This window comes from Aurantimonas aggregata (assembly GCF_010500835.1).
Lineage (GTDB): Bacteria > Pseudomonadota > Alphaproteobacteria > Rhizobiales > Rhizobiaceae > Aurantimonas > Aurantimonas aggregata.
The window spans coordinates 201,696-224,614 of the sequence record NZ_JAAAMJ010000002.1 but is presented as its reverse complement, the minus strand read 5'-3'; the positions used below and the strand labels follow the sequence as shown (position 1 = coordinate 224,614).

The 22,919-nt window shown below is 67.6% G+C and carries 18 protein-coding genes and 1 tRNA gene; 4 read left to right on the top strand and 15 right to left on the bottom strand.

Going from position 1 to position 22,919, the window contains the following annotated elements; genetic code table 11:
- Positions 1–82 precede the first annotated feature (82 nt).
- A complete protein-coding gene (locus tag GTW51_RS05355) occupies positions 83–2,047 on the top strand; it encodes an acetoacetate--CoA ligase (protein WP_163042865.1) in 1,965 nt (654 codons plus the stop codon).
- Positions 2,048–2,131: 84 nt separating this feature from the next.
- On the opposite strand, the gene GTW51_RS23490 is transcribed toward GTW51_RS05355, so the two are convergent.
- From GTW51_RS23490 to GTW51_RS05335, 4 genes are all read right to left on the bottom strand, one after another.
- Entirely contained in the window at positions 2,132–2,788 is a 657-nt protein-coding gene (locus GTW51_RS23490; protein WP_203565898.1) for a hypothetical protein, read from the bottom strand.
- Positions 2,789–2,918: 130 nt separating this feature from the next.
- Positions 2,919–4,610, bottom strand: a complete 1,692-nt coding sequence (locus GTW51_RS05345) for an ABC transporter permease (RefSeq protein ID WP_163042864.1) — start codon at positions 4,608–4,610, stop codon at positions 2,919–2,921.
- Positions 4,611–4,759: 149 nt separating this feature from the next.
- Positions 4,760–5,812: a Fe(3+) ABC transporter substrate-binding protein gene (locus tag GTW51_RS05340; RefSeq protein ID WP_163042863.1), complete on the bottom strand. Its 1,053-nt coding sequence runs from the start codon at positions 5,810–5,812 to the stop codon at positions 4,760–4,762.
- 262 nt (positions 5,813–6,074) lie between these two features.
- Positions 6,075–9,698, bottom strand: coding sequence for a PAS domain S-box protein (locus GTW51_RS05335; protein WP_163042862.1), 3,624 nt, complete (start codon positions 9,696–9,698; stop codon positions 6,075–6,077).
- Between the two features lie 267 nt (positions 9,699–9,965).
- Between GTW51_RS05335 and GTW51_RS05330 the strand changes: the two genes are divergently transcribed.
- Both GTW51_RS05330 and GTW51_RS05325 read left to right on the top strand, forming a co-directional pair.
- Complete coding sequence (locus tag GTW51_RS05330; RefSeq protein WP_163042861.1) at positions 9,966–10,433, top strand: phasin; 468 nt, start codon at positions 9,966–9,968, stop codon at positions 10,431–10,433.
- Positions 10,434–10,686: 253 nt separating this feature from the next.
- Positions 10,687–10,763 (top strand) — tRNA-His (locus tag GTW51_RS05325).
- A gap of 109 nt (positions 10,764–10,872) precedes the next feature.
- Here the strand turns inward: GTW51_RS05325 and xseA are convergent.
- Together xseA and GTW51_RS05315 are read right to left on the bottom strand one after the other, a co-directional pair.
- A complete protein-coding gene (gene xseA, locus GTW51_RS05320) occupies positions 10,873–12,468 on the bottom strand; it encodes an exodeoxyribonuclease VII large subunit (RefSeq protein WP_163042860.1) in 1,596 nt (531 codons plus the stop codon).
- 50 nt (positions 12,469–12,518) lie between these two features.
- The gene (locus tag GTW51_RS05315; RefSeq protein ID WP_163042859.1) at positions 12,519–13,472 is read right to left on the bottom strand and encodes a LysR family transcriptional regulator; all 954 of its coding nucleotides are present in this window, start codon (positions 13,470–13,472) and stop codon (positions 12,519–12,521) included.
- 189 nt (positions 13,473–13,661) lie between these two features.
- Here GTW51_RS05315 and GTW51_RS05310 point away from each other — a divergent pair, with 189 nt between their 5' ends.
- Positions 13,662–13,934 carry a YjiS-like domain-containing protein gene (locus tag GTW51_RS05310; protein ID WP_163042858.1) on the top strand — a complete coding sequence of 91 codons (273 nt, stop codon included), beginning with the start codon at positions 13,662–13,664 and terminating at the stop codon, positions 13,932–13,934.
- Positions 13,935–13,959: 25 nt separating this feature from the next.
- Here the strand turns inward: GTW51_RS05310 and GTW51_RS05305 are convergent, their stop codons facing one another.
- The 9 genes from GTW51_RS05305 to GTW51_RS05265 form a co-directional block, all read right to left on the bottom strand.
- The gene (locus GTW51_RS05305) at positions 13,960–15,270 is read right to left on the bottom strand and encodes a CNNM domain-containing protein (protein WP_163042857.1); all 1,311 of its coding nucleotides are present in this window, start codon (positions 15,268–15,270) and stop codon (positions 13,960–13,962) included.
- 44 nt (positions 15,271–15,314) lie between these two features.
- Positions 15,315–16,253 (bottom strand): hypothetical protein, encoded by a 939-nt coding sequence (locus tag GTW51_RS05300; protein ID WP_163042856.1) that lies wholly within the window; start codon positions 16,251–16,253, stop codon positions 15,315–15,317.
- Positions 16,254–16,407: 154 nt separating this feature from the next.
- Positions 16,408–17,781, bottom strand: coding sequence for a glutamate--cysteine ligase (locus tag GTW51_RS05295; protein WP_163042855.1), 1,374 nt, complete (start codon positions 17,779–17,781; stop codon positions 16,408–16,410).
- Between the two features lie 132 nt (positions 17,782–17,913).
- Positions 17,914–18,660 (bottom strand): 16S rRNA (uracil(1498)-N(3))-methyltransferase, encoded by a 747-nt coding sequence (locus GTW51_RS05290; RefSeq protein WP_163042854.1) that lies wholly within the window; start codon positions 18,658–18,660, stop codon positions 17,914–17,916.
- A 190-nt stretch (positions 18,661–18,850) separates the two neighbouring features.
- Positions 18,851–19,078 carry a hypothetical protein gene (locus GTW51_RS05285; RefSeq protein WP_163042853.1) on the bottom strand — a complete coding sequence of 76 codons (228 nt, stop codon included), beginning with the start codon at positions 19,076–19,078 and terminating at the stop codon, positions 18,851–18,853.
- Positions 19,079–19,150: 72 nt separating this feature from the next.
- Complete coding sequence (locus GTW51_RS05280; RefSeq protein ID WP_163042852.1) at positions 19,151–19,801, bottom strand: LysE family translocator; 651 nt, start codon at positions 19,799–19,801, stop codon at positions 19,151–19,153.
- A gap of 73 nt (positions 19,802–19,874) precedes the next feature.
- Positions 19,875–20,549, bottom strand: a complete 675-nt coding sequence (locus GTW51_RS05275) for a LutC/YkgG family protein (RefSeq protein WP_163042851.1) — start codon at positions 20,547–20,549, stop codon at positions 19,875–19,877.
- Positions 20,546–21,973 carry a LutB/LldF family L-lactate oxidation iron-sulfur protein gene (locus GTW51_RS05270; RefSeq protein WP_163042850.1) on the bottom strand — a complete coding sequence of 476 codons (1,428 nt, stop codon included), beginning with the start codon at positions 21,971–21,973 and terminating at the stop codon, positions 20,546–20,548. The genes GTW51_RS05275 and GTW51_RS05270 overlap by 4 nt, the downstream gene beginning before the upstream one ends.
- 95 nt (positions 21,974–22,068) lie before the next feature.
- A complete protein-coding gene (locus tag GTW51_RS05265) occupies positions 22,069–22,851 on the bottom strand; it encodes a (Fe-S)-binding protein (protein WP_246232661.1) in 783 nt (260 codons plus the stop codon).
- Positions 22,852–22,919: the final 68 nt, after the last annotated feature.

The following is a 22,919-nucleotide window of genomic DNA, read 5'->3' as shown; positions in this document are numbered from 1 at the left end:
GCGAGGCTGGCGCTCCACTCCGGGCGTTGCCAATGCAAAGGTCCTATGGCACCAGCAAGGCAGGGTGCGCGGAGGATCGACGATGGGCGGCAAGCTGCTGTGGACGCCGGATGCAGCGCGGATCGCGCACCACCCGATGACTGCCTTTGCGGCAATGGCGGCGGAGCGGCACGACCTCAGCCTTCCCGATTACGACGCATTGCACCGCTGGTCCGTCGACCGCCGCGCCGACTTCTGGGCGGATGTCTGGGATTTCTGCGGCGTCGTCGGCGAACGCGGCGAAACCGCCCTTGCGCCAGGCGCCACCATGCGTGACGACCGCTTCTTCCCCTATGCCCGGCTCAACTTTGCCGAGAATCTGCTGAGCTTCGCCGGCGAGGGGACCCGCGATGGGGACGCGATCGTCTTTCGCGGCGAGGAAGCGGTGCGCCAGCGCCTCTCCTGGCGCGAACTGACCGACCTCGTCTCCCGCTTCGCCCAGGCGTTCCGCGCCGAGGGAGTCGTCGCGGGCGACCGCATCGCCGCGATGATGCCGAACCTGCCGGAAACCGTCGCCGCCATGCTCGCCGCGGCGTCCATCGGCGCCGTGTGGTCATCCTGCTCGCCGGATTTCGGCGAGCGCGGCGTGCTGGACCGCTTCGGCCAGATCGAGCCGAAGCTGCTGATCTGCTGCGACGGTTACTTCTATGCGGGCAAGCGGATCGCGATCGCCGACAAGCTTGGCCCGATCACCGCCAGCCTGGCACCGCAGCGGACGATCGTGGTGCCCTATCTCGGCACCGCCGAGGCGGTTGCGGCGGCGGTCACCAATGGCATCACCATGGAAGGCTTCCTGGCGCCGTTTACCCCGGCGCCCATCGAGTTCCAGCAGCTGCCATTTTCGCACCCGCTCTACATCCTGTTCTCCTCCGGCACGACGGGGGTGCCGAAATGCATCGTGCATTCGGCCGGCGGAACGCTGCTGCAGCACCTGAAGGAACATCGCCTGCACTGCGGCTTCGGGCCGGACGCACGTGTTTTCTATTTCACCACCTGCGGCTGGATGATGTGGAACTGGCTGGTCTCGGCGCTCGCGACGGGGGCCACGTTGCTGCTCTACGACGGCTCGCCCTTCCACCCACGTCCGTCGGTGATCTTCGACTACATGGCGGAGGAGCGCGCGACATTCCTCGGCACCAGCGCCAAATTCATCGACGCGGCGCGCAAGCAGGGGCTCGAGCCGCTGAAGACCCACGACCTCTCGACGCTCGAGATGCTCGGCTCGACCGGCTCGCCGCTGTCGCCGGAAGGTTTCGAATACGTCTATGCGGCGATCAGGCCGGACGTGCACCTGGCATCGATGTCCGGGGGGACCGACATCGTCTCGTGCTTCGTGCTCGGGGTGCCTCTGCTGCCGGTCCATGTCGGCGAGATCCAAGGCCCGGGCCTCGGCATGGCTGTCGATGTCTGGGACGAAAGCGGCCGGCCTCTGGCCTCCGGCAAGGGCGACCTCGTCTGCACGAAGGCATTCCCGTCGATGCCGGTCGGCTTCTGGAACGATCCCTCCGGCGAGCGCTACAAGAGCGCCTATTTCGACCAGTTTCCCGGCGTCTGGTGCCATGGCGACTTCGCCGAATGGACCGAGCACGGGGGCATCGTCATCCACGGCCGGTCAGACGCGACGCTGAACCCGCAGGGCGTGCGGATCGGCACCGCCGAGATCTACAACATCGTCGAGCAGATGGACGAGGTGGCCGAAGCGATCTGCATCGGTCAGCCCTGGGACGACGACGTGCGTGTCGTCCTCTTCGTGCGGCTTTCGGACGGTGCCCGTCTGACCGACGACCTTTCCGGTCGGATCAGGACGGCAATTCGCCAGGGCGCCTCGCCGCGGCACGTGCCGGCCAAGATCCTCGAAGTGGCCGACATTCCGCGCACCAAGTCCGGCAAGATTGTCGAACTGGCGGTACGCGAGGTGGTCGAGGGGAGACACGTCCGCAACCTCGAGGCGCTCGCCAATCCCGAAGCGCTGGCCCTGTTCGCCGATCGGGCGGAACTGCAAAGCTGAGCTGCTTCACGTACGATGTGCCCCTCACGAAAACGCCGGCCCCTGCAGGCCGGCGTTGATGGATGTGGGATCTGCGGGTGAAGCTTACTGGGTCTGGAGGCCCTTGGCTTCCTCGACCGCCGTCATGCAGGCCGCTTCGTCACCGGCCGCGAGAGCTGCTTCAGCCCGGTCGATGGCATCCTGGAAACCACCGTCTTCGTTACCGGCCGCATTCGCCATCGTGCTGGCGCCGGCCTGACCGCTGGCTGCGGTATCGGCGCCTGCCTGCTGTGACTGCGCGTCCTGGCCGGACATCGCAGTCTCCTCACTGGCGGCGTCCTCGAGCGGCATGTTGCTGCCATCCTTGGCGATCTCGCCAGCCTGCCCGCCGGCATCAGCCTGCTGCGAGGCGCCGGCCGCTGTCCCGGTTCCTCCGGCAGGTGTCGTGGCACCGGCGGTCGCCGCCGCTGCCCCGGCGCCGCCGGTCGGCGCGGTGCTGCCGCCGGCAGTCGTCGAGTTGTCGGTCTCGAGCGGCGCCGTGCTGCCATCCTTGGAGACCCCGCCCGACGTGTCGACGCCTGCGCCGGTCTCGAAATTGGTGGTCGTGCCTTCGGCCGGGCCGCTATCGGCAGCGCCGGAGATGGAAGCGGTGACGTCGCTGTCCTGAAGCTGCGCGATTTCCTCCCGGCAATCCGCCGAGGCTGCGCTGATGGGGAGGGCGAAGAGGGCAACGCCCCCGAGCAAGAGCGATAGACGTGTCATTCCCGTGTTTCCTCTTATCGTTGGCCTGGGCAGAGGAAACGCCCTATCAACTTCACGGTTCCGTAATTGCCGCGAGAGGATGCTTGCCGGCGACTGGAACCGGCCGAGGCTTACAGCCGCCGGAAAGCTCTCATGCAGGATCCGTGTCGGCGAGGATCGAGCGTGTGAGCAGGACCACCGGCAGGATTCCCACCAGCACGATCATCAACGCTGCGACGGCGCCGTCCTCGAAGGCGGCGCGGGAGGTCTGCGCATACACGAAGGTCGCCAGCGTATCGAAATTGAACGGGCGCAGCAGGATCGTCGCCGACAATTCCTTGGCGGTGTCGACGAAGACCAGCAGGAACGCCGTCAGCAGTGCCGGGCGCATCAGCGGCAAGAGGACCTGGCGCAGCGTTCCGCCGGGACTGCGTCCCAGCGTGCGGGCGGCCATGTCGAGATGCGGCGAGAGCTTGGAGAAGCCGCTTTCGATCGCGCCGTGGCCCATCGCCATGAAGCGCACGAAACAGGCATAGACGATCGCAAAGCCCGAGCCCGACAGCAGCAGGCCGGTCGAGACGCCGAACCATTCGCGCATCCGCGCGTCGACGAAATTGTCAAAGGCAGCCAGCGGGATCAGGATGCCGATCGCCAGCACCGTCCCGGGCACGGCGTAGCCGAGCGCGCCGACGCGTACCAGCGCCGAGAGTCGGCGGCTACGCGTCAGCCTTATGCCGTAGGCCATGAAGAATCCGGCGGCGACGGTCAGCAGTCCCGCCGATCCTGCCACCGTCACCGTGTTGCGCAGCGCCCGCCAGAGCTGCGGATCGCTCAATTGCGCGGTCCGGCTGAGCGCATAGTCGCCGAGCACGTAAAGCGGGATTCCGAAACCGGCGACGATCGGCAGCAGGCAGGCCAGTGCCGCCGCAAGGCCCTTCCAGCCGGGCAGGGCTTCGCGACCGGTCTGCGGCCGGTCGCCGCGATGGATGGTGAAGCGTTGCTGGCGCCGCCCCAGGCGCTCGACCAGCACCAGCAGCACGATGACCCCCAGCATCATCAGGGCAATCTGCGTCGCGCCCTGAAGGTCGCCGCGGTTCAGCCAGGTCGAATAGACCGCGAAAGTCAGCGTGCGCACGCCGAGGAATTCCACCGCGCCGATGTCGTTGATCGCTTCCATCAGGGCGAGCGCGATGCCGACGGCGATCGCTGGACGCGCCATCGGCAGCAGGATCTTGAGGAAGACGGCGGCGCGCGACGCGCCGAGCGTGCGGGCGACGTCGCCGGCCTTGCGACCCTGCATGACGAAGACCATCCGCGTCGTCAGGAAAACGTACGGGTAGAGCACCGAGGAGAGGATGAACACCGCCCCGCCCAGCGAGCGCACGTCCGGGAACCAGTAGTCGCGGCGGGTCTCGAAGCCGAAGACCTCGCGGATCGCACCCTGCACCGGCCCGGTGAAATGCAGGAACTCGACGAAGCAATAGGCGGCGATGTAGGTCGGCACCGCCAGCGGCAGGACCAGTGCCCAGGCGAAGGTGCGGCGGAAGGGAAACTGGAACGTCGCCACCAGCCAGGCGGTGACGACGCCGGTGGTTCCCGCCACGATGGCGATGCCGAGCATCAGCAGCAGCGTCACCCGGCTCGCCTGGGGCAGGATCGTCTGGGCGAGATGCGCCCAATTGGTCGACTGGCCGGTGAGCGCAATGACGACGAGTGCCGCGATCGGCAGGATCACCGTCAGCGCCACCAGACCGGCGCCGACCAGGTAGCCGCGATCCTGCCGCCGCCGGAAGCGGAAACGTGGCCGGGGAACCGGGGTGAGCAGCGGCGCGGAAACGGACATGGCGGCCCCGGCCTAGGCCGACTTCAGCAGGCGGCGGGCCGGACGCGGGTCGCGCAGGCGCGTCGTCTGGCCACGCGGCGCATCAAACAGGCAAGCGCCCGGGACGAATTTCGCCCGGGCGCGGATGGTATCGGTTGGCAAGGACCGGATCAGCTCTGCGGACCGTCGTCGTAGCCGACTTCGTCGACGATCTCGGAGGCCTTGGTGCGGTGCTTGGCGATCTCGGCCAGCGGCATGTCGTCGACCTTCAGTTCACCGAACGAGGTCACCACTTCCGACGCCGCGATGCCGGGCTCGAGCGGATACTCGTAGTTCAGCTCGGCATAGATGCGCTGCGCCTCGTCGCCGGAGAGATACTCCATCAGCTTCAGCGCGTTCTCCTTGTTCGGCGCGTTCTTGGCGAGCGCGATGCCGGAGATGTTCACGTGCGTCCGGCCGTTGTCGAAGGTCGGCATCACGACCTTGATGGCGTCCGCCCACTCCTTCTGCTCCGGCTCCTTCTCGTTGTTCATCATCAGGCCGACATAATAGGTGTTGCCGATCCCGATGTCGCACTCGCCGGCTGCGATCGCCTTGGCCTGGTCGCGGTCGCCGCCTTCGGGACGCCCTGCGAGATTGTCGCGCAGCCCCTCGACCCAGGTGCGGGCCGCCTCTTCGCCGTGATGGGCGATATAGGCGGCGATCAGCGCGATATTGTACTGGTGCTGGCCGGAGCGGGTGCAGAGGCGCCCCTTCCACTTCGGATCGGCGAGTTCCTCGTAGGTGATCGCCTCGTCGCCGACCCGCTCCTTGGATGCGTAGACGACGCGGCCGCGGGCGGTGAGGCCGAACCATTCGTTCTCGGTGTCGCGGAACGCGGCGGGAATGTTCTCTTCCAGCGTCGCGCTTTCGACGGCCTGCACGACGCCGGCCTGCTTGGCGGCATCAAGGCGACCGATGTCGACGGTCATGATCAGGTCGGCCGGCGAGTTGGCGCCCTCGGCGGCGATGCGTTCCTCGAGCCCCTTGTCGATGAAGATCGTCGCCGTGGTCAGCCCGGTCTCCTCGGTGAAGGCGTCGAGCACGGGCTGGATCAGGTCCGGCTGGCGCGAGGTATAGATGTTTATGTCCTCTGCCTGCGCGGACGCTGCGGCAAAGGTGGCCGCGACGAGGGCCGAGGTGGCCAGCAGGCGGGCCGGACGGGCGATCGTTCTGAAATGCATGAAAAGCTCTCCCTCTGACTGCGAAGGCATGCCCCCGTCAGCGATGGCGGATGTCAGCGGATGCTCAACCGGTCCGGTATCGGACGGGAATTCCGCGGGTGGTGCCGGCCAGAAGCGGACGTCGCCGACGCCCGTTTCATGCACGAATAGTGCTGAAAACGCAAGCAACGGGCGCCTGAAATATCAACAATATCAATGGATTGGAGGTGTTCTAAAGTTGAATCGTTCTAAACTAGATTGTTCTGGTCAGGAATACCTGTCCTTAGCTGGCAAGAACCCTTTGGCGCGGAAACAGAATTTCCACCAGCGTTCCTTCGCCGGGCGTCGAGGAAATGGTGAAATTCGCCCGGTTGGCTTCGGCCATCGCCTTTGTCAGCGGCAGTCCGAGCCCGGTTCCTTCGCCGCGCCGCCTTGATGTCGGGTTCACCTGCTGAAACGGTAACATCGCGATCTCGATTTCGTGTTCGGTCATCCCGATGCCACTGTCGCGGAATCGGAGCGCTACGTCACCCTCCGCGACATAGCTGGTCGACACGATGATCTGGCCGCCCGGCGGCGTGAAACGGATGGCGTTGGAAACGAGGTTCATGGCGATCTGCCGGATCGAGCGGTGGTCGGCGACCACCGGCGGCACCGACGAAGGCAGGTTGGAACGCACGAGCACGCGTTCGCGATTGGCCTGCGGCTGCATCAGCGCCACCACTTCGGCCATCACCGCGTTCAGCGACACCGCCTCGAAGGACAGGTCGAGCTTGCCGGCCTCGATCTTGGAGATGTCGAGGAGGTCGTTGACGAGGTCGAGGACGTGGTGCCCCGAGCGCTTGATGTCTTCCAGATATTCCAGATAGCGGTCGTTGCCGATCGGGCCGAAGCATTCCGTCGCCATCACGTCGGCAAAGCCGATGATGGCGTTCAGCGGCGTCCGCAGTTCATGGCTGACATTGGTCAGGAACTGGCTCTTCTGGACGCTGGCCGCCTCGGCCTGGCGGCGGGCGCTCGTCAGTTCCTCCTCCACGCGCTTCCAGTGGGCGATGTCGCGGATCACTGCGCACCAGCCGCGATCGTCGGGCAGGGGCCCAAGCGTGATCGACAACGGGATGAAGCCGCCCTGGGCGACCCGCCCGATCACCTCGCGGCCCTCGTTGACGATCGCCGAGGCGCCGCCTTCGCGCAGGCTCTCCAGATACTCCATCGTCGCCTTCTGGCTCTCATGGGCAAAGAGCGTGACGAAGGGCCGGCCGGCGCTGTCGTCTTCCTCGATCCCGAAGAGCGCGTGCGCCGAGCCGTTCATCGAGCGGATGTTGCCGGCGGAATCGATGAACACCACGCCATCCGTCGCGGTGTCGAGGACGGTGCTCAACTCCCGCACTTCGTGGCGGAGCCGCTTGACCTCCTCGTCATGGTCCGGCTCTTCGCTCTCGCCGCGCAGCGCAGCGACGCTGGCGCCGGGCGAGGCGAAGAACGACATGACCAGACAGGAGCGCCCGGCGATGGTCGAGCGTTGCATATGGGTGCGCACGGCGGTCGTCTCGCCGGTGACGCGGCGGATGTTCATCTCGCCGGCAACCGCATCGTCGCGATCGGCGAAGAGATGTTCCAGCCCGCCTTCCGCCTCCAGCGCCTCGACGCTCCCGTAGCCGGTGAGGTCGAGGAACTCCCGATTGCCGTAGGCGAGGGCCTCGCGGACCTGCACCAGCACCGGCAGCGGCAGATGCGCATAGACCGTGGCAAGCGCCTCGATGAGCCGACGATCCGACTCCGCCAGGCGAGCCGCCTTCTGCGCCTCGTCCAGCTCGTCCTCGTCGTCATTCGGTACGAGGTCGTTTGCTGCGGCAAGATCGTCCGAGACCGGCGTCTCTTCCGCATTCTGGCCGTCGGCACCTTCGCTGAAGGCCTCGATCCGCCGCGCCGCCATGCGGACGGCCTGTTCCAGGTCGCGCGGCGTCTCGTCGTCGGACAGGGTCTGGCCGATGCGGCGGAAGGCCTCTTCCTCGGCCTGGCTGAGGGCGCCGTCGCGCGGCCGGCGCCGCTCTTCCAGCCGGATCACCTTCGGCGCCGCGTCGCCATCCGGGGGCTGTTGCGTTGCGGCGCGCCGGCCGAACGGCGTTGCCGTGTCCGGTACTGACGCATCGTCAGATGCGTCCGTCAGATCGCCAGGTTCGGCTTTCGCCGCTCCATCCGCGCCGGGCGTCACGCCCGCCAGAGCGAGGCCGAGCTTTTCGGGATCCGCGACGGCCTCGGCGAGGCGGACGATGCCGAATCCGCGAAAGCCGTCGAAGCTGCGGTCGCGGGCATAGACAGGCAGCGCGGCGAGATCGACCGGCGCCTTGCGGTCGGAATTCTCCACCGGCCAGTGGATGACCCGGCCGGACCAGGTGTCGCGGCGCTCGAGGAGTTGCGTCACCTCGCCGTCCGGATCGAGCCCGTAGGCGCGAGCGACATCGGCGAAGCTGCGATCGACGACGTCGGCCGAGCGCGGCCCGACGGCAGCGGCAAATTCCGGCGACAGCGACCGGAAGCGCCCGTCGCTGTCGATCCGCCAGACGAAGCGCACGGAGGCGATGTCGAAGCGCGGATCGAACGGCGCATCGTCGCGGCGCTCTCCCGCGTCGTTCGTGTCCTCGTCTTCCGCCGCGATCGTCTCGGGCGCAGCGGCGTCGGATGGCGCCAGATCGCTGACCTCGTCCGCATCGGCCTGTTCCGGCACGTCCGCATCCGTCGTCGGCGCCAGGTCCGGCTCGTCGAGGACAGCCTCATCGGCGGCGACGGGATCGGTCGGCGCTGCGGGCGGCGTCACTTCCGCCTGCTCATCCGTTTCGTCCACCCCGTCGAACGGCGACGCGTCGAGTTCGGGGGTATCGAGCGCTGTCGGCACAGGTGCAGCCACCGCCGGCCCCCAGACGGAACGCAGAGGGCGCAGCCCCGCCGACGCCGGTGCGGAGGGGCCAGGCGTCGGCTCGTCGCGTGGCGCGTCCTCGCCGGCAGACGGCGCCGCGGCCTCGGTGGCGGGCTCCTCCGCCTCGCTCTCCGGCTCTGCGGCGCCTTGCGCCGTTTCGGCCGTGTCCACCGAAGTGTCCGGCGTCTCATCCGGTGCCGACTGGTTAGCCGCTTCGACCGGCGGCGATTCGCTGGCCGGATGGCGGGCATACCAACGGGTCAGAAGTGCGCTCATCCCGGTCTTGCGGCGGTCGGCGCCTTCTTCTTGGGAAGCCGGAGCTGATACGTCGGGTGCGTCCGCCGCCTCAGCGGCTTCGGCCGCTTCGGTCGGCGCCGATCCCGCGACAGGCTCCGGCCGGTAGACGAGGACATGCTCGTCGCCGAGCCGCGCCATGACGCCGGTTTCGCCCTGCTCGTCGAACCGTAAGGCCTCGTCGGACGCGAAGAATGAAGCGACGGCCGTGTCGTCGACGGCGTGGGAGGCGTCGCCGGCAAGGCGCCCGCCGTCCCGGCCCCGGATTTCCGCCAGCGGCATGCCGGATTCCACCAGCAGCCGCTGCGCGGTCGTCTCCCACGTCTGCGAGGCGGCCACGGAAGCCGGGATGACGACCAGCGCCAGCTTGCCATAGGGTTCGATGTTGATATGGGCCAAGTCGGCATCGACCAGCGCGCCGCCGGGGCTGCGCAGCTTCGCCGCCGTGGCGCCGGCCGCGAACATCCGGGCCGAGGCACGCAGCTGCCGCGCGGCCGCGGAAACGGGGGCGGCGTCGCTCGCCTGCCGGGGGCCGGGAGAATCGATCTGGAAGAAGGAAGCGGCGGTCGCGTTGGTCCAGAGCAGTTGCGAGAGATCGGGCGTGAACACAGCGACGCCCGCGCCGGCGGCGTTCGCCTGGCGAATCTCGGGACGGGTCATGATCGCGGGTGCCAGGGGCACCGTCGATGTCGCCATAAGCAACGCTTCCAAACCTTGCCGTCCGCTTCGGCGCATTCCGCACCGGTTCGGGGCCGACGTTAAGAATGGATTCATAATAGCGACCGGGACATGAATCCAGAATCTTCGCCTTTTCTGCCGTTCCGTCGGTCCAGAGGGTTAACGCGACAGCGCCGAAGGTCTCGGAAACGACGCTTATGTTGCAGTGCACAATGGAAGCTGCTATCGAAATAGGCAGCCGCGCCATAGAGTGGGCTGCGGCGCGAGACCGTGAGGAGACAGTCGATGGCAGACCAGAAGAATACCGCAAACGACCCCTTCGCCATGCCGAACCCGCAGGCGATGATGGCCGGCATGGACCCGGCGCAGATGTCCGAGACCTTCCGCGCGATGACGCAGAAGTCGATGGAGCAGTCCAAGGAAGCCTACGGCCGCATGAAGGCGGCCGCCGACGAGGCGACCAAGGCGCTCGAATCGACGATGGAGAACGTCCATCAGGGCTCGCTCCAGCTGTCCAAGAAGGCGATCGACGCCATGCGCAGCAATGCCGAGATGGGCTTCCAGCACCTCGACAAGATGATGTCCGCGAAATCCTTCGCCGAGGTCATCGAAATGCAGACCGCCTATGTGCGCAAGCAGGTCGAGCTGGTGACGGACCAGGCCAAGGACATGCAGAAGCTGAGCCAGTCGGTGGCGCAGGACATGATCAAGCCGGGCCGCGACGCCTTCCAGAAGGCCAGCAAGAACGCCTGACAATTTTCGCCCGGCAGCGGACGTCCCTGAAGAGGGGCTTCCGCCCGCCGGACGGATCGCCCTTCGCCTCGTGGCGGGGGGGTCTGCCTGTCGGTCGGACGGCCGTGGCGCCATCTGAAGGCGCTTGTCACGGCTCCTTGTCCGGCGACGCCCATTCCCGAAACGCGGCTCCCGACGGCGAACACCGCCGGATGGGCTTGCGTGCGGCGCCGAAAGATTTTATCTGCTCGGTTCGCGGACGAAAGTCCGCCGTGCGGTTGTAGCTCAGTTGGTTAGAGCGTCGGATTGTGGCTCCGGAGGTCGGTGGTTCGAGACCACCCAACCGTACCATTCAAAAGCCTCAAGAGTTGAGATCCTGCCTTATCGGAGTGGTCGCGCGTAGCGACTGCCTGCGTCGCCTCGCGATGTGCGTCGATCTGTGGACTGAGGCTTCGTTGCCTCAGAACAGATCGCCCTGGTTATCGGCGGTTGCCGTCCTTCGTGGCGCTCGGGGCTTGGCCCGCGCAGGCGCCGGCGCTACCGGCACCGCATCGCCCTCTCCAGTCGCAACGGCCGCCCGGCGTTCCCGTCCGGCAAACTCCACCTCGAAATGCATGCCGGGCGCGAGCCCCTCGGCCCGCACGATCGGCACGTCGCCGGGGCCGCGGATGATGGCGTAGCCGCGCTCCAGCACGCGGCGCGGGTCGAGGCTGGTCGCGACGCGCCAGGCCGCCGCGAGGCGCTGCCTTCGGGCATCTGCGCTGCGGGCCGCCGCGACGGCCAGCCGCTCCCCGAAGGCGTCGAGCCGCAGGCGGGCGGCTTCGCTGCGGGCCCAAATCACGTGCGGCTGGAGGTGCGCCGCGACGCGGTCGAAGCGCTGGCGCCGGGCGACGACCAGCGCCTGGACGGCATGGGCCGCGTGGCTCTCGTGGTGGCGGAGGTCGGCGCGCTTTTCGCGCAGCATCGATTCGAGGGTCTTGGGCGTCAAGCGTGACGCGATCTCGCCATAGGCGCGGCGCTTGTCGCCGACCGCGACGCGCAGGCACTGGCCGAGCGAGGTCGTCGCCTCGTCGAGCCGCCGGCGCGGCAGCGTCAGCAGCATGTCCGGCGTCGGCAGCGCCCGGGCGGTGGCGGTGACGGCCTTGCGCTCCTGCTCGAGCCGGCGCGAGATCGCGCCCGCGTGGCGGGCGTGAAGGTTCGCCAGATTGGCGAGGAGGTCGGCGCGGACCGGCACGGCCATTTCCGCCGCGCCCGTCGGTGTCGGCGCGCGGCGGTCGGCGGCATGGTCGATCAGCGTCCAGTCGGTCTCGTGGCCGACCGCGGAGATCAGCGGGATCGCGGAAGCGGCCGCCGCGCGCACCACCGCCTCGTCGTTGAAGCCCCAGAGATCTTCCAGGCTGCCGCCGCCGCGCGCGACGATGATGACGTCCGGCCGCGGGATCGCGCCACCGGGCTCGATAGCGTTGAAGCCGGCGATGGCCGCGGAGACCTCGGCGCCGGAGGTCTCGCCCTGCACCCGCACCGGCCAGACCAGAATATGCACCGGAAACCGGTCGGCGATGCGGTGATGGATGTCGCGGATGACCGCGCCGGTGGGCGAGGTGACGACGCCGATGACCCGCGGCAAGAACGGCAGCGCCCGCTTGCGCTCGGGCGCGAACAGGCCCTCGGCTTCCAGCTTGCGCTTGCGCTCGGCGAGCAGCGCCATCAGCGCGCCGGCACCGGCCGGCTCGATCGTCTCGATCACGATCTGGTATTTCGACGAGCCGGGGAAGGTGGTCAACCGGCCGGTGGCGATGACCTCCAGGCCCTCTTCGGGCTTGAAGCCCAGCTTGACGAAGGCGGTTCGCCAGACGACGGCGTCGATGCGGGCCTTGTCGTCCTTCAGGCAGAAATAAGCGTGGCCGGACGAATGCGGGCCGCGATAGCCGGAGATCTCGCCGCGCACCCGGACATGGCCGAAGGCATCCTCGACCGTGCGCTTCAGCGCGCCGGAGATTTCCGAGACGGTGTACTCGGCGACGTTGGAGACGGCGGATTCGACGGAAAGGCTCATGGCGTCACTGTGCGGTTCGGGCGGCCCGGGTCAAGGGCGCCGGGTGACGCTCATTTGACCAGCGAGACCATGCCGCGGGCGCGCTGCGGGCGCCCGGTGCGGGTGTCCGGCAGGTGCGACGGCCGCGCCTGACTTTCCGGCGGTGCGAGATTGGCGAGGCTCTCGCGGATGTGCTCGACCAGCGCCGACACCACCGGGCTGTCGGCGCTGCGCGAGCGGATGACGCCGATCTCGGTGTCCATCAGCGTCGGGAAGTCGTCGTATTCGCCGAGAATCCGCATGCCCGGCCGCAGCGCGCATTCCGGCAGCACGCTGACGGCAAGGCCGGAGAGCACAGCCGAGGTGACGATCTGCGCCGACCATGAGGTGAACAGCACCTTGTAGCGCCGGCCGATGCGGTCGAGGGCGGCGCAGCCCTGCGTCCGCCAGACGCAGTCCGGCCGCCCGAGCGCCAGCGGCAGCACCGGCTCGTTGTGGGTGTCGTGCGAGGACGAGGCGACGAAGTGCAACGGTTCGCGCCGCACGATCTCGGCAAGCTTCGCACCGGGATAGCAGTCCGAAACGAGCGCGACGTCGAGGCGGCCCTTTTCCACGTGCTCGGTGAGGTTCGACGACGGTTCGCAGGCGATCTGCAACTCGACCAGCGGGTTGGAGCGCGAGAAGCGCGCCAGGATCTCCGGCAGGAAGCGCTCGGCGTAGTCGTCCGGCAGGCCGATCCGGACATGGCCCTGCATCGCGTCGTCATCGAACGCCGACAGCGTTTCCTGGCTCAGCGCCATCATCCGCCTGGCATAGGCGAGCAGGCGCGAGCCCTCGTCGGTGATGCGGATCGTCCGGCCGGTCCGCTCGAACAGGCTGACGCCGAGGCGATCCTCGAGGCGACGCATCTGCATCGAGACGGCGGACTGGGTCTTGAAGACGTCGTCCGCGGCGCGGGTGAAACTGCCGGCATCGACGATGGCGACGAAGGTGCGGAGCTGGTCGAGATCGAGCGGGGCGGTCATCGGCTTTCCCATCACTGAGAATGATGCTTCATATTACGAACATTCGTTGGTCTAATCAATCGGGGCCGACTACCTTCATTCTTGTCAGGAACAACTTGGGGGTCGGACTGGTCGACACGTCGCAAGGCGTGGCGTCGCCGCCCCCGCTTTTTCCGACTTTCACATGGCTGCCAAAAAGGAGATCAGGCCATGACCATCCTCCACAAGCCCCTCTGGGATGCACCCGCTGCCACGATTCGTCAGGCGGGGAAGACGGTATTCGGCGCAGCCGGCGCGATCGTCAGGACGATGGGCAATCGCCGCGCGGCGCGCCGACTGAGCGAGCTGCCGGATTATCTCCTGACGGATCTCGGCATCCGCCGCGACGACGTGAGCGAGGCGCTGCACGCCGACTGGCACGAGGACCCGACCTACCGGCTGGCGATGACCGCGGCACGGCGCCGGCGTGGCCTCGGCGACTGATGCATCGGATCGGGGCTTCGACGTCTCAGACGCCGGAGCCCTCCGCTTCCTCGACGGCCGCCGGCGACAGCAGCAGCTTGTCGATCCGGCGCCCGTCCAGATCGACGACCTCCACCGTCCAGCCGTTCCACGCGAACCGGTCGCCGGTTTCCGGGATCGTTCCGAAGCGGTCGAGCGCGAAGCCCGCGACAGTGTGATAGTCACGGGTTTCGGGAAAGCCGAAATCCGGCAGTGCCGCCGCGACCGAATCCACCGACATCGTCGCATCGACCAGCCATGACCCGTCCGGCCGCTGCACCATCGAGGGGTTGCCCTCGGGGCTTTCCGGCAGCGTGCCCGCGATGGCGACGAGAATATCCGTCGGCGTGACGATCCCCTCCAGCGAACCATATTCGTCGAGCACGACGGCGAGATGGATGTGGGTCGTGCGGAAACGGTCGAGCAGCTTCAGGATCGGCATCGTCTCGTGGACGTAGAGCGCGTCGTGCATCGCCGTCCGCAGCTCGATCCGGCCGTTCCGGCGCTGCTGTTCCAGGAGATCCTTGGTCTGGACGAGGCCGACGACGTCGTCGCTCTGGGTGTCGATCACCGGGAAGCGCGAATGGCCCGCTGCCACGATTTCGTCGAGGACTATGTCGGCGGGATCGTTCAGATCGACCCAGATCACGTCCGGCCGCGGCACCATGATCGAGCGGACGGTGCGGTCGGCGATGCGGATCACCCCCTCCAGCATCTGCCGTTCCTTCGGCTTGAACACCCCGCTGACCGTGCCTTCGGCGATCATCGCGCGGACGTCTTCCTCGGTCACCGCTCCGCTGTTGTCGCCGCTCGACCCGAGCAGCGACGCGACCGCTTCCGTCGAGACCCGCAGCAGCCAGACGAGCGGCGCGCCGCATCGCGCCAGAAGGCTCATGAACGGTGCGACAAAGGCCGCGATCTGCTCGGCCCGCCGCAGCGCGAAGCGCTTCGGCACCAGCTCGCCGAACACCAGCGACAGATAGGTGATCGCCACGACGACGATGACGAAGGCAGCGGTCTCGGCATAGGGGCCGACCAGCGGCCAGTCCGCCATGACGGCCGCCAGCGGGGCGGCGAGAACCGACCCGCCATATGCGCCGGCGAAGATGCCGACGAGCGTGATGCCGACCTGCACGGTCGACAGAAAGCCGGTCGGGTCCTCGGTCAGGCGCAGCGCCGCCTTGGCGCCGCGGCGACCTTCCTTCGCCATCTGCTCGAGGCGTGAGCGGCGCGCGGAGACGAGCGCCAGCTCCGACATGGCGAAGAAGCCATTGAGCAGGATGAGAAAGAGGATGATGGCAATTTCGACGACAGGCACTGGTGGGTCCGGCAAAGAGGATTCGGGAGAAGAATGATCGTGTGTCAGCCGGTCTCACGGTCGTCGCCGCCGCCGTAGCGGCGGAAGATCGCCATCATCTGCTGGGCGTAATCGTCCTGCAGCTGCGTTCCGCTGCCGGCGGGGTTGCCGCCGTCTTCCGGCGCCCGAGACAGGTCCGCGTCTGCCGACGGCAAAACGCCGTCATCAGGGGCAGGATCAGCTGCCGCTTCCGGCGCCTCCGGCGGGGTCATGCCGCGCAGGAAGCCGCCCATCATCGCCTCGAAGGGCAGGAACGCGGCCAGCGGATCGGTCGGTGGTGCGGTGGGCTCGGCGGCCGGCTGGGCCGCGGTTGTCGCGCCCGTCGGCGGGAGCCACGGCATCTCGCCCTTCAGCGCATTGCCGAACAGATTGCTGAGATATTCCGAACCGGGGGGATGCACGGGGTGGCGGTCGTCGGGCGTGTCCGACGGCCGGCCAAGCGCCTCCATCGCGTTCGCCCCGCGCCGCATCATCTCCGCCATCGCAGCGGAATAGTTGCCTTCGGCGAGGCCTTTGGGCTGGTTGCGTGCCGCGTTGGCGATCATCGTCTGGACCATGGTCTGCATGGTCAGGATCGACAGATTGCGCATCAACGTGTCGACGGTGTCCGGTGCAACGCCGCTCGCCATCGACACGTGCCGCGACACGGCGGCCGCCAGTTCCCCCGAGCCGAACAGGGCTGCGGCGAGGTCGCGCGCGGCCGGCGTCTGCGCCAGCGCCGGATCGGCTTGGCCGCTGGCATTCCAGAACGGCCGAAAATGATGCGAGATTCTGGCCCAGGCGGCCGGGTCCAGCATCGCCCGCTGCAGCGCCAGCGTGAAGGCGGGAGCGAGCGCGTCAGCGGTCTTGCGCATCTCCTGCTGCGACAGCTTGAACGAATCGGCCAGGCGACAGGCAGCAAGGCCGGAGTCGCCCGCAGTCAGCCAGTCGAAGAAATCGGTCATTGCGACCTCGGTCCGCAGCGTGCCCTGGCGCCACCGCCAAACGATGCGCACGCAAACACATGGTGCGCCAATGGCGCCAGCCAAGCATGATTCGGCGGCGGACGCATCAATTTCCGGCGGCAGACATGCGGGGATCGCTGTCCGCCGCCGGACCTCAGTAGGTCAGGTGCTTGAAGACCCGCTCCATCGACCGATCCCACTGTTCCTCATAGAGCCGGACCAGCTCCTCGCCTGACGTCGTGCCACGGGCGACGACCTCTTCCAGCGGCGCCAGGAAATGGCTTTCGTCGTTGCCTTCCTCGTTGCGCCGGTTGCGGGCGACGAGGCCCTGCCGCGCCAGCCGCACGGTTTCGCGGGCGATGTCGAGGACGGTGCCGTCCCGGAACGGCGTGCGGAAGCCGCTTCGCGGCACTTCGGCGCGCATTGCCGAGACCTCCTCGAAGGTCCAGTCGCTGGTGAAATCGTCGACCGCCTTGAGGGTCGCCTTGTCATAGAGCAGGCCGACCCAAAAGGCCGGCAGCGCGCAGATCCGCCGCCACGGGCCGCCATCGGCGCCGCGCATCTCGATGAAGGTCTTCAGCCGCACGTCCGGGAACAGCGTCGACAGATGATTGGTCCAGTCGCCCATCTGCGGCTCGGGATCGTCGATCCGGCCTTTGAGGGCGCCATCCATGAACTGGCGGAAGGTGACGTCCGTGGTGTCGTGGTAGCGGCCGTGGCGGGTGACGAAATACATCGGCACGTCGAGCGCCCATTCGACATAGTCGCGATAGGTGAAGTCCGGCTTTAAGACGAAGGGCAGGAGGCCCGAACGCTGGTTGTCGACGTCGGACCAGACGTCGGAGCGCCAGGAGGCGAGACCGTTCGGCTTGCCCTCGGTGAAGGGCGAGTTGGCGAACAGCGCCGAGGCCACCGGCTGCAGGCGCATGCCGACCTGCATCTTGCGGCGCATGTCGGCTTCGTCGGCGAAGTCGAGATTGACCTGGATCGTCGCGGTCCGCAGCATCATGTCGAGGCCGCGCGTGCCGACCTTCGGCATGTAGTTGCGCATGATCGCGTAGCGCGATTTCGGCATGATCGGCGTCTCGGCGAGCGTCCAGGTCGGCGACGAGCCGATGCCGAGGAAGCCGATGCCGAGATCCTTGGCGACGGCCCGCACTTCGGCGAGATGCGCGTTGGATTCGCGGCAGGTGGCGTGAATGGTTTCCAGCGGCGCGCCGGAGAGCTCGAACTGGCCGCCGGGCTCGAGCGAGATGGCGCCCTGGCCGTTGCTGCCGTAGAGCCCGATGATCTTGCCGTCGTCGACGATGGCTTCCCAGCCGGACAGCGCCTTCATGCGCTCGAGCAAAGTCGCGATGCCGCGCTCGCCCTCGTAGGGCACGGGCGAGAGATCTTCGGTGTAGTAGCCGAACTTCTCGTGCTCGGTGCCGATCCGGAACGCGGCTTCGGGCTTCTCGCCAGCCTTCAGATACGCCGTCAGGTCCTCGACCGAGGAGACCGGCGTCAGGTCGGTGGTGTCGCGCGCCATGGCAGTTCATTTCCCTCAGTCGACATCCGATGCCGCACCCTTGAGGGCCCGGACGGAACCGCAACGGGTTGCCCAATGATGCGTGCGAACGCAAGAGGCTTTGCCGTTGACGGTGCGGGCTCTAACGGAGCCTCACCCCTCGCGCCAGTCCCCGACCGCAGCCTGCAGGACGGCGAGGGCCGCGACGGCGGCCGTATCGGCGCGCAGGATCCGGGGGCCGAGTGACATCACCGTGACGAAGGGCAAGGCGCGCAACTTGGCGCGCTCGTCCTCGGAAAACCCTCCTTCCGGGCCGACCAGCAGGGCCAGGGGCCCCGGCGGCATGGCGCGCAGGGTGTCGATCGGGCTCTCGGCCTCCTCGCGCTCGTCGCAGAAGATCAGGTGTCGGGCAGGGTCCCAGGCCGCCAGCAGCGCGGCAAAGCCGATCGGGTCGCGGCAGTCCGGGACCGACAGGATGCCGCACTGCTCGGCGGCCTCGATCGCGTTGGCGCGCATCCGGTCGATATTGATCCGCGACGCCTGCACGTGCTGCGTCATCACCGGCTGCAGGGTCCCGGCGCCCATCTCCACGGCCTTCTGCACCATGTAGTCGAGCCGCGCGTGCTTCAGCGGCGCGAAGAGGTAGAGAAGGTCGGGGAGCGGGGTCTGGTCGCGGATCCGCACCAGCGGCACGAGATCGAGCTTCTTCTTAGCCGGCTTGCGAAGTTCGCAGCGCCATTCGCCGTCGCGGCCATTGAAGGCAAGGACGGCGTCGCCTTCGCCGAGCCGCAGGACGTTCAGAAGGTAGTTGGCCTGAACGGGGGAAGCGCCAACGGCTTCGGCCTCGACGAGATCTGCGTCGACATGGAGGCGGGGGCTCTTGAAGTCGTGGCTCGGCATTGTCGTCCCCGCTGCTGCAATCTCCTCATGCCGGAACTCGCCGGACGGGTCGAGGGGATGGACGCGGCGGATGCGGACATTGCGGCGTCAGTGCATGAAGTCCGGACAGCGGCGCAGGTCCCGGCGGTCTCGTCGGAACCTGCGAAACGGACCTAAGCCGCCGAAATCCACTCCGGGCAACGGGCCGCGTTCAGATTGGGCCGTCTATGCGGCTTGGCGAGACGGGATCGGAGGCCGGAAACGTCTCGTCCAGCGCCTCGTCGAGCTCTTCCTCGTCGGTCATCAGCCCTTCCTCGATATCCTCGGCCGAGCGCTTGTCGGTGTCGGGGGTCTCGCGCTCGACGCCCTTGTCGACGCCCTCCTGCGAGCGGTCTCGGGGACCGGTATTGTCGGTGGCCTGCTGCTGAAGCGTCGTCATGATGGGTACTCCTGTGTGTCGGCGAATGAACGGTACGCGCGGTCCGACGTTCCGTGCCGGCCATGGATCTTCTCAGGACAGCGCTGGACGCCGTGCAAGGGCTGCCGCGATCCCGGCGCCGATCAGGAAGGTGCCGCCGAGCCTGCTCAGGGAACGCAGGAAGCGCTTCTGGCGCACGAGACGGCGGGCCCGGCCGGCGATCATCACGTAAATGAGCGCGTTGAGAATGCCCAGCACGACGAACACGGCGACGAGAACGGCGGCCTGCGGCCCATAGGCTTTGCCGGGATCGATGAATTGCGGGACGAAGGCCACGAAGAAGACGATGCCCTTCGGATTGAAAAGCGTCACCAGGAACGCGTCGCGGAAGACCCGCGCCGAAAGCCTCTTCGCGGGCGGGATGTCACTGGTGTCGTCATCCGCTGCGAGAGATCCGGGCGCGCGCCACATGCGCATGCCGATCCAGACGAGATAGGCGGCGCCGGCCCATTTCAGCGCCATGAAGGCCGTGGCGGAGGCCGACAGTAGAACGCCCACGCCGGCCAGCGACAGGCCGGCGGCGAGGAGGTCGCCGAGCCCGACCCCGGCAATGCTGGCCAGCGCCACCGACCGCCCATGCGCGAGCGCCTGGCCAACGACCATCACGATCGTCGGACCGGGGATCGCCAGCACGATCAGCGAGGCGAGCGCGAAGGCAGCGAGGGTGGCGGGTTCGATGGGCATGGCGGCGGCTCCGTGAGGGCCGCGACAGCAATCCACCGCAGCCCCCGCCGGTCAAGGCCCGTCACGCGCCGCGTCAGTCGACGATGACGATGTGCAGCGCCCGAGGCCCGTGGGCGCCGAGAAGCAGCACCTGTTCGATGTCGCCGGAGCGCGACGGTCCGGTGATGAAGTTCACCGAGCGCGGCATCCTGCCTTCGCCGTAGCGCTGGCGCAGCGCCGGAAACAGCGCCTCCATGTCGCCCTCGATATCTGCCGCCCTGACCACGACGATATGGTTCTCCGGCAGGAAGTTCAGGCTGGTCGGGTTTTCCGGTCCGGAGACGAGGCAGAGCGTGCCGGTCTCGGCGATCCCCGCCTCGGCATGCGAGAGCGCGTTGAGGTCGTTGCCGTCGCTAGCACCGCGGCGGATCGTCAGCGCGGTCGCGTCGAAATCGGCGCCGGCGATGCGCGGATCCTCACAGAGCCGCAGATCGGCGGGGAAATTGTTCTCCCTGAGCCAGCGCGACACTTCCGCAGGGAGCTCGGCGTAGCTCACGACCCGCGCCGTCGTCGCCTGGACCTTCTCGGCCATGGCGATGAACAGCGCCACCTGCTGGTCATGGGGCAGCTGTCCACGCCGGGGCACGATGCCCGGCGCCTTGCCGGCGAGCCGCGCGTCGACGATCCGCTGGCGCTCGGGATCGTGCGGCCGGCCGCCATTGGCGCGGCGGATGCGGCCGAGAATGGCGTCGCGTGTCGAGGCGCTCAATGTTCGGCTCCGTTCGTGCGCGCGGCGTATTGCTGCATGAAGGTCTTGCCCTCGGGTGCCGGCAGGTCGCGCCATTTGGTCCAGCCGCCGGCGAGCGGCAGCGAGGCGAAGCGGCGCTTCGATCCGCCGGCGCGGTTCAGCAGCGGCATGGCGATCGAGACTGCCGCCCGGTAGAGCTTCGGATGCCGGGCGAAGAACGCCCAGACGCCGAGCCCGGCGCGCTGTGTCGTCGGCTGCAGATGGCTCTCGAACTCCTTCTCGCGCCAGTGCCGCATCATCTTCGGCAGCGGGATGCGCATCGGACAGACGCTTTCGCAACGGCCGCAGAAGGTGGAGGCGTTCGGCAGGTGTCCGGACTTGTCGACGCCGATCAGCGACGGGGTGAGCACCGCGCCCATCGGGCCCGGATAGACCCAGCCGTAGGAATGGCCGCCGACCGCGTGATAGACCGGGCAATGGTTCATGCAGGCGCCGCAGCGGATGCAGCGCAGCATGTCCTCGAACTCCGTGCCGAGCATGTTGGAGCGGCCGTTGTCGATAAGGATGACGTGGTACTCGTCCGGCCCGTCCGGATCTTCCGGGCGCTTCGGCCCGGTCGACAGCGTCGTGTAGACGCTCATGTCCTGGCCGGTGGCCGAACGCGCGAGGATCCTGAGGATCTGCGCCATGTCCTCCAGCGTCGGCACCAGCTTCTCGATCGAGGCGAGGACGACGTGGCACTTGCCGAGCAGCTGGGTGAGGTCGCCATTGCCCTCGTTGGTGACGATGACGGAGGAGCCGGTCTCGGCGATCAGGAAGTTCGCGCCGGTAACGCCGATATCGGCCTCGCCGTATTTCTGGCGCAGGATCTGCCGCGCCTCGCCCAGCAGCATCTCCGGCTCGACCAGGCTGCGCATCGGGTCGAGATCGACATGGACTCGTCGGAAATCGGCTTCCACCTGATCGCGATTGACGTGAACGGCGGGCGCGATGATGTGGCTCGGGTGCTCGCCGCGCAGCTGGATGATGTACTCGCCGAGATCGGTCTCGATAGGGACGATGCCGTTCTTCTCCAAAAAGGCGTTGAACCCGATCTCCTCGGAGATCATCGTCTTGCCCTTGGTGACGGTCTTCGCCTTTCGGCGCCTGGCGATGTCGAGGAAGATCTGGTTGGCGTGGTCGGCATCCTCGGCGAAATGCACGATGCCCCCGCTGGCCTGCACCTTGGCGACATAGGCCTCGATATAGAGGTCGAGATGCTTCAGCGTGTGGTTCTTGATGGCCACCGCATTGTCGCGCAGCGCATCGAACTCCGGCAGCGCGTCGACCGCCTTCTGCCGCTTGTCGATGAAGCCGCGCTCGACATTGCCGAGCGCCCGCTGCAGGTCGACATCGGCGAGCGCCTTGACGGAATTGGCCTTGAAGGTCTGGGAGGTGATCTGCATCGGGCGACCCTATTCGAAAGCGTGGTCGCAGCGCGGCGTCACCGGTGGGCGATGGCCTGCGGCGAAGGAGAGCGGAGCCGGTGCGAAGCGGTCGCTCACAGCTTGCCGCCGATCGGCGGCGCATCGGTCATGCCCGCCAGCACTTCCGCCACGTGCCGGACCTCGACGGCGATGCCCTCGCGCTTCAGCTTGCCGTCCATGTTCATCAGGCAGCCGAGATCGCCGGCGAGCAGCATGTCGGCGCCGCTCATCCCGACATTGCGGGCCTTCTTGGTGACTATGGCGTTGGAGATGTCGGGATACTTGACGCAGAACGTCCCGCCGAAGCCGCAGCAGACTTCGGCGTCCTTGAGTTCGGCAAGTTCGAGCCCGTCGACGCTCTCCAGCAGCATGCGCGGCTGCCGCTTGATGCCAAGCTCGCGAAGGCCGGAGCAGGAATCGTGGTAGGTCGCGGTGCCCGAGACCTGCGCCGCGACGGTCGTCATGCCGCGCACGTCGGTGAGGAAGCTGACGAGTTCGTGGACCTTGTCGGAGAAGGCATTGGCGCGCGTCTCCCAGGCCGGATCGCCGGCGAAGAGCTCGGGATAATGCTTCTTCAGCATCGCGGCACACGAGCCCGACGGGGCGACGACGTAGTCGAAGCCCTCGAATGCCGCGATCACCTGTTCGGCGATGGCGCGGGTGTCGGCCCGGTCGCCGGAATTATAGGTCGGCTGGCCGCAGCAGGTCTGCGCGGCGGGCACGCTGACCACGCAGCCGGCATCCTCCAGGAGCTTGATCGCGGCAAAGCCGACGCTCGGCCGGAAGAGGTCGACCAGGCAGGTGACGAACAGCGCGACCCGGGGTTGGCCTGTCGGCGAAACGGCATTCTCGTTCAAGGGCTTCTCCCTGGCGGGGTACGATCCCCGCTTATGTCTGACCGCTGTTCTGGGCCGGTTTTGCGGCG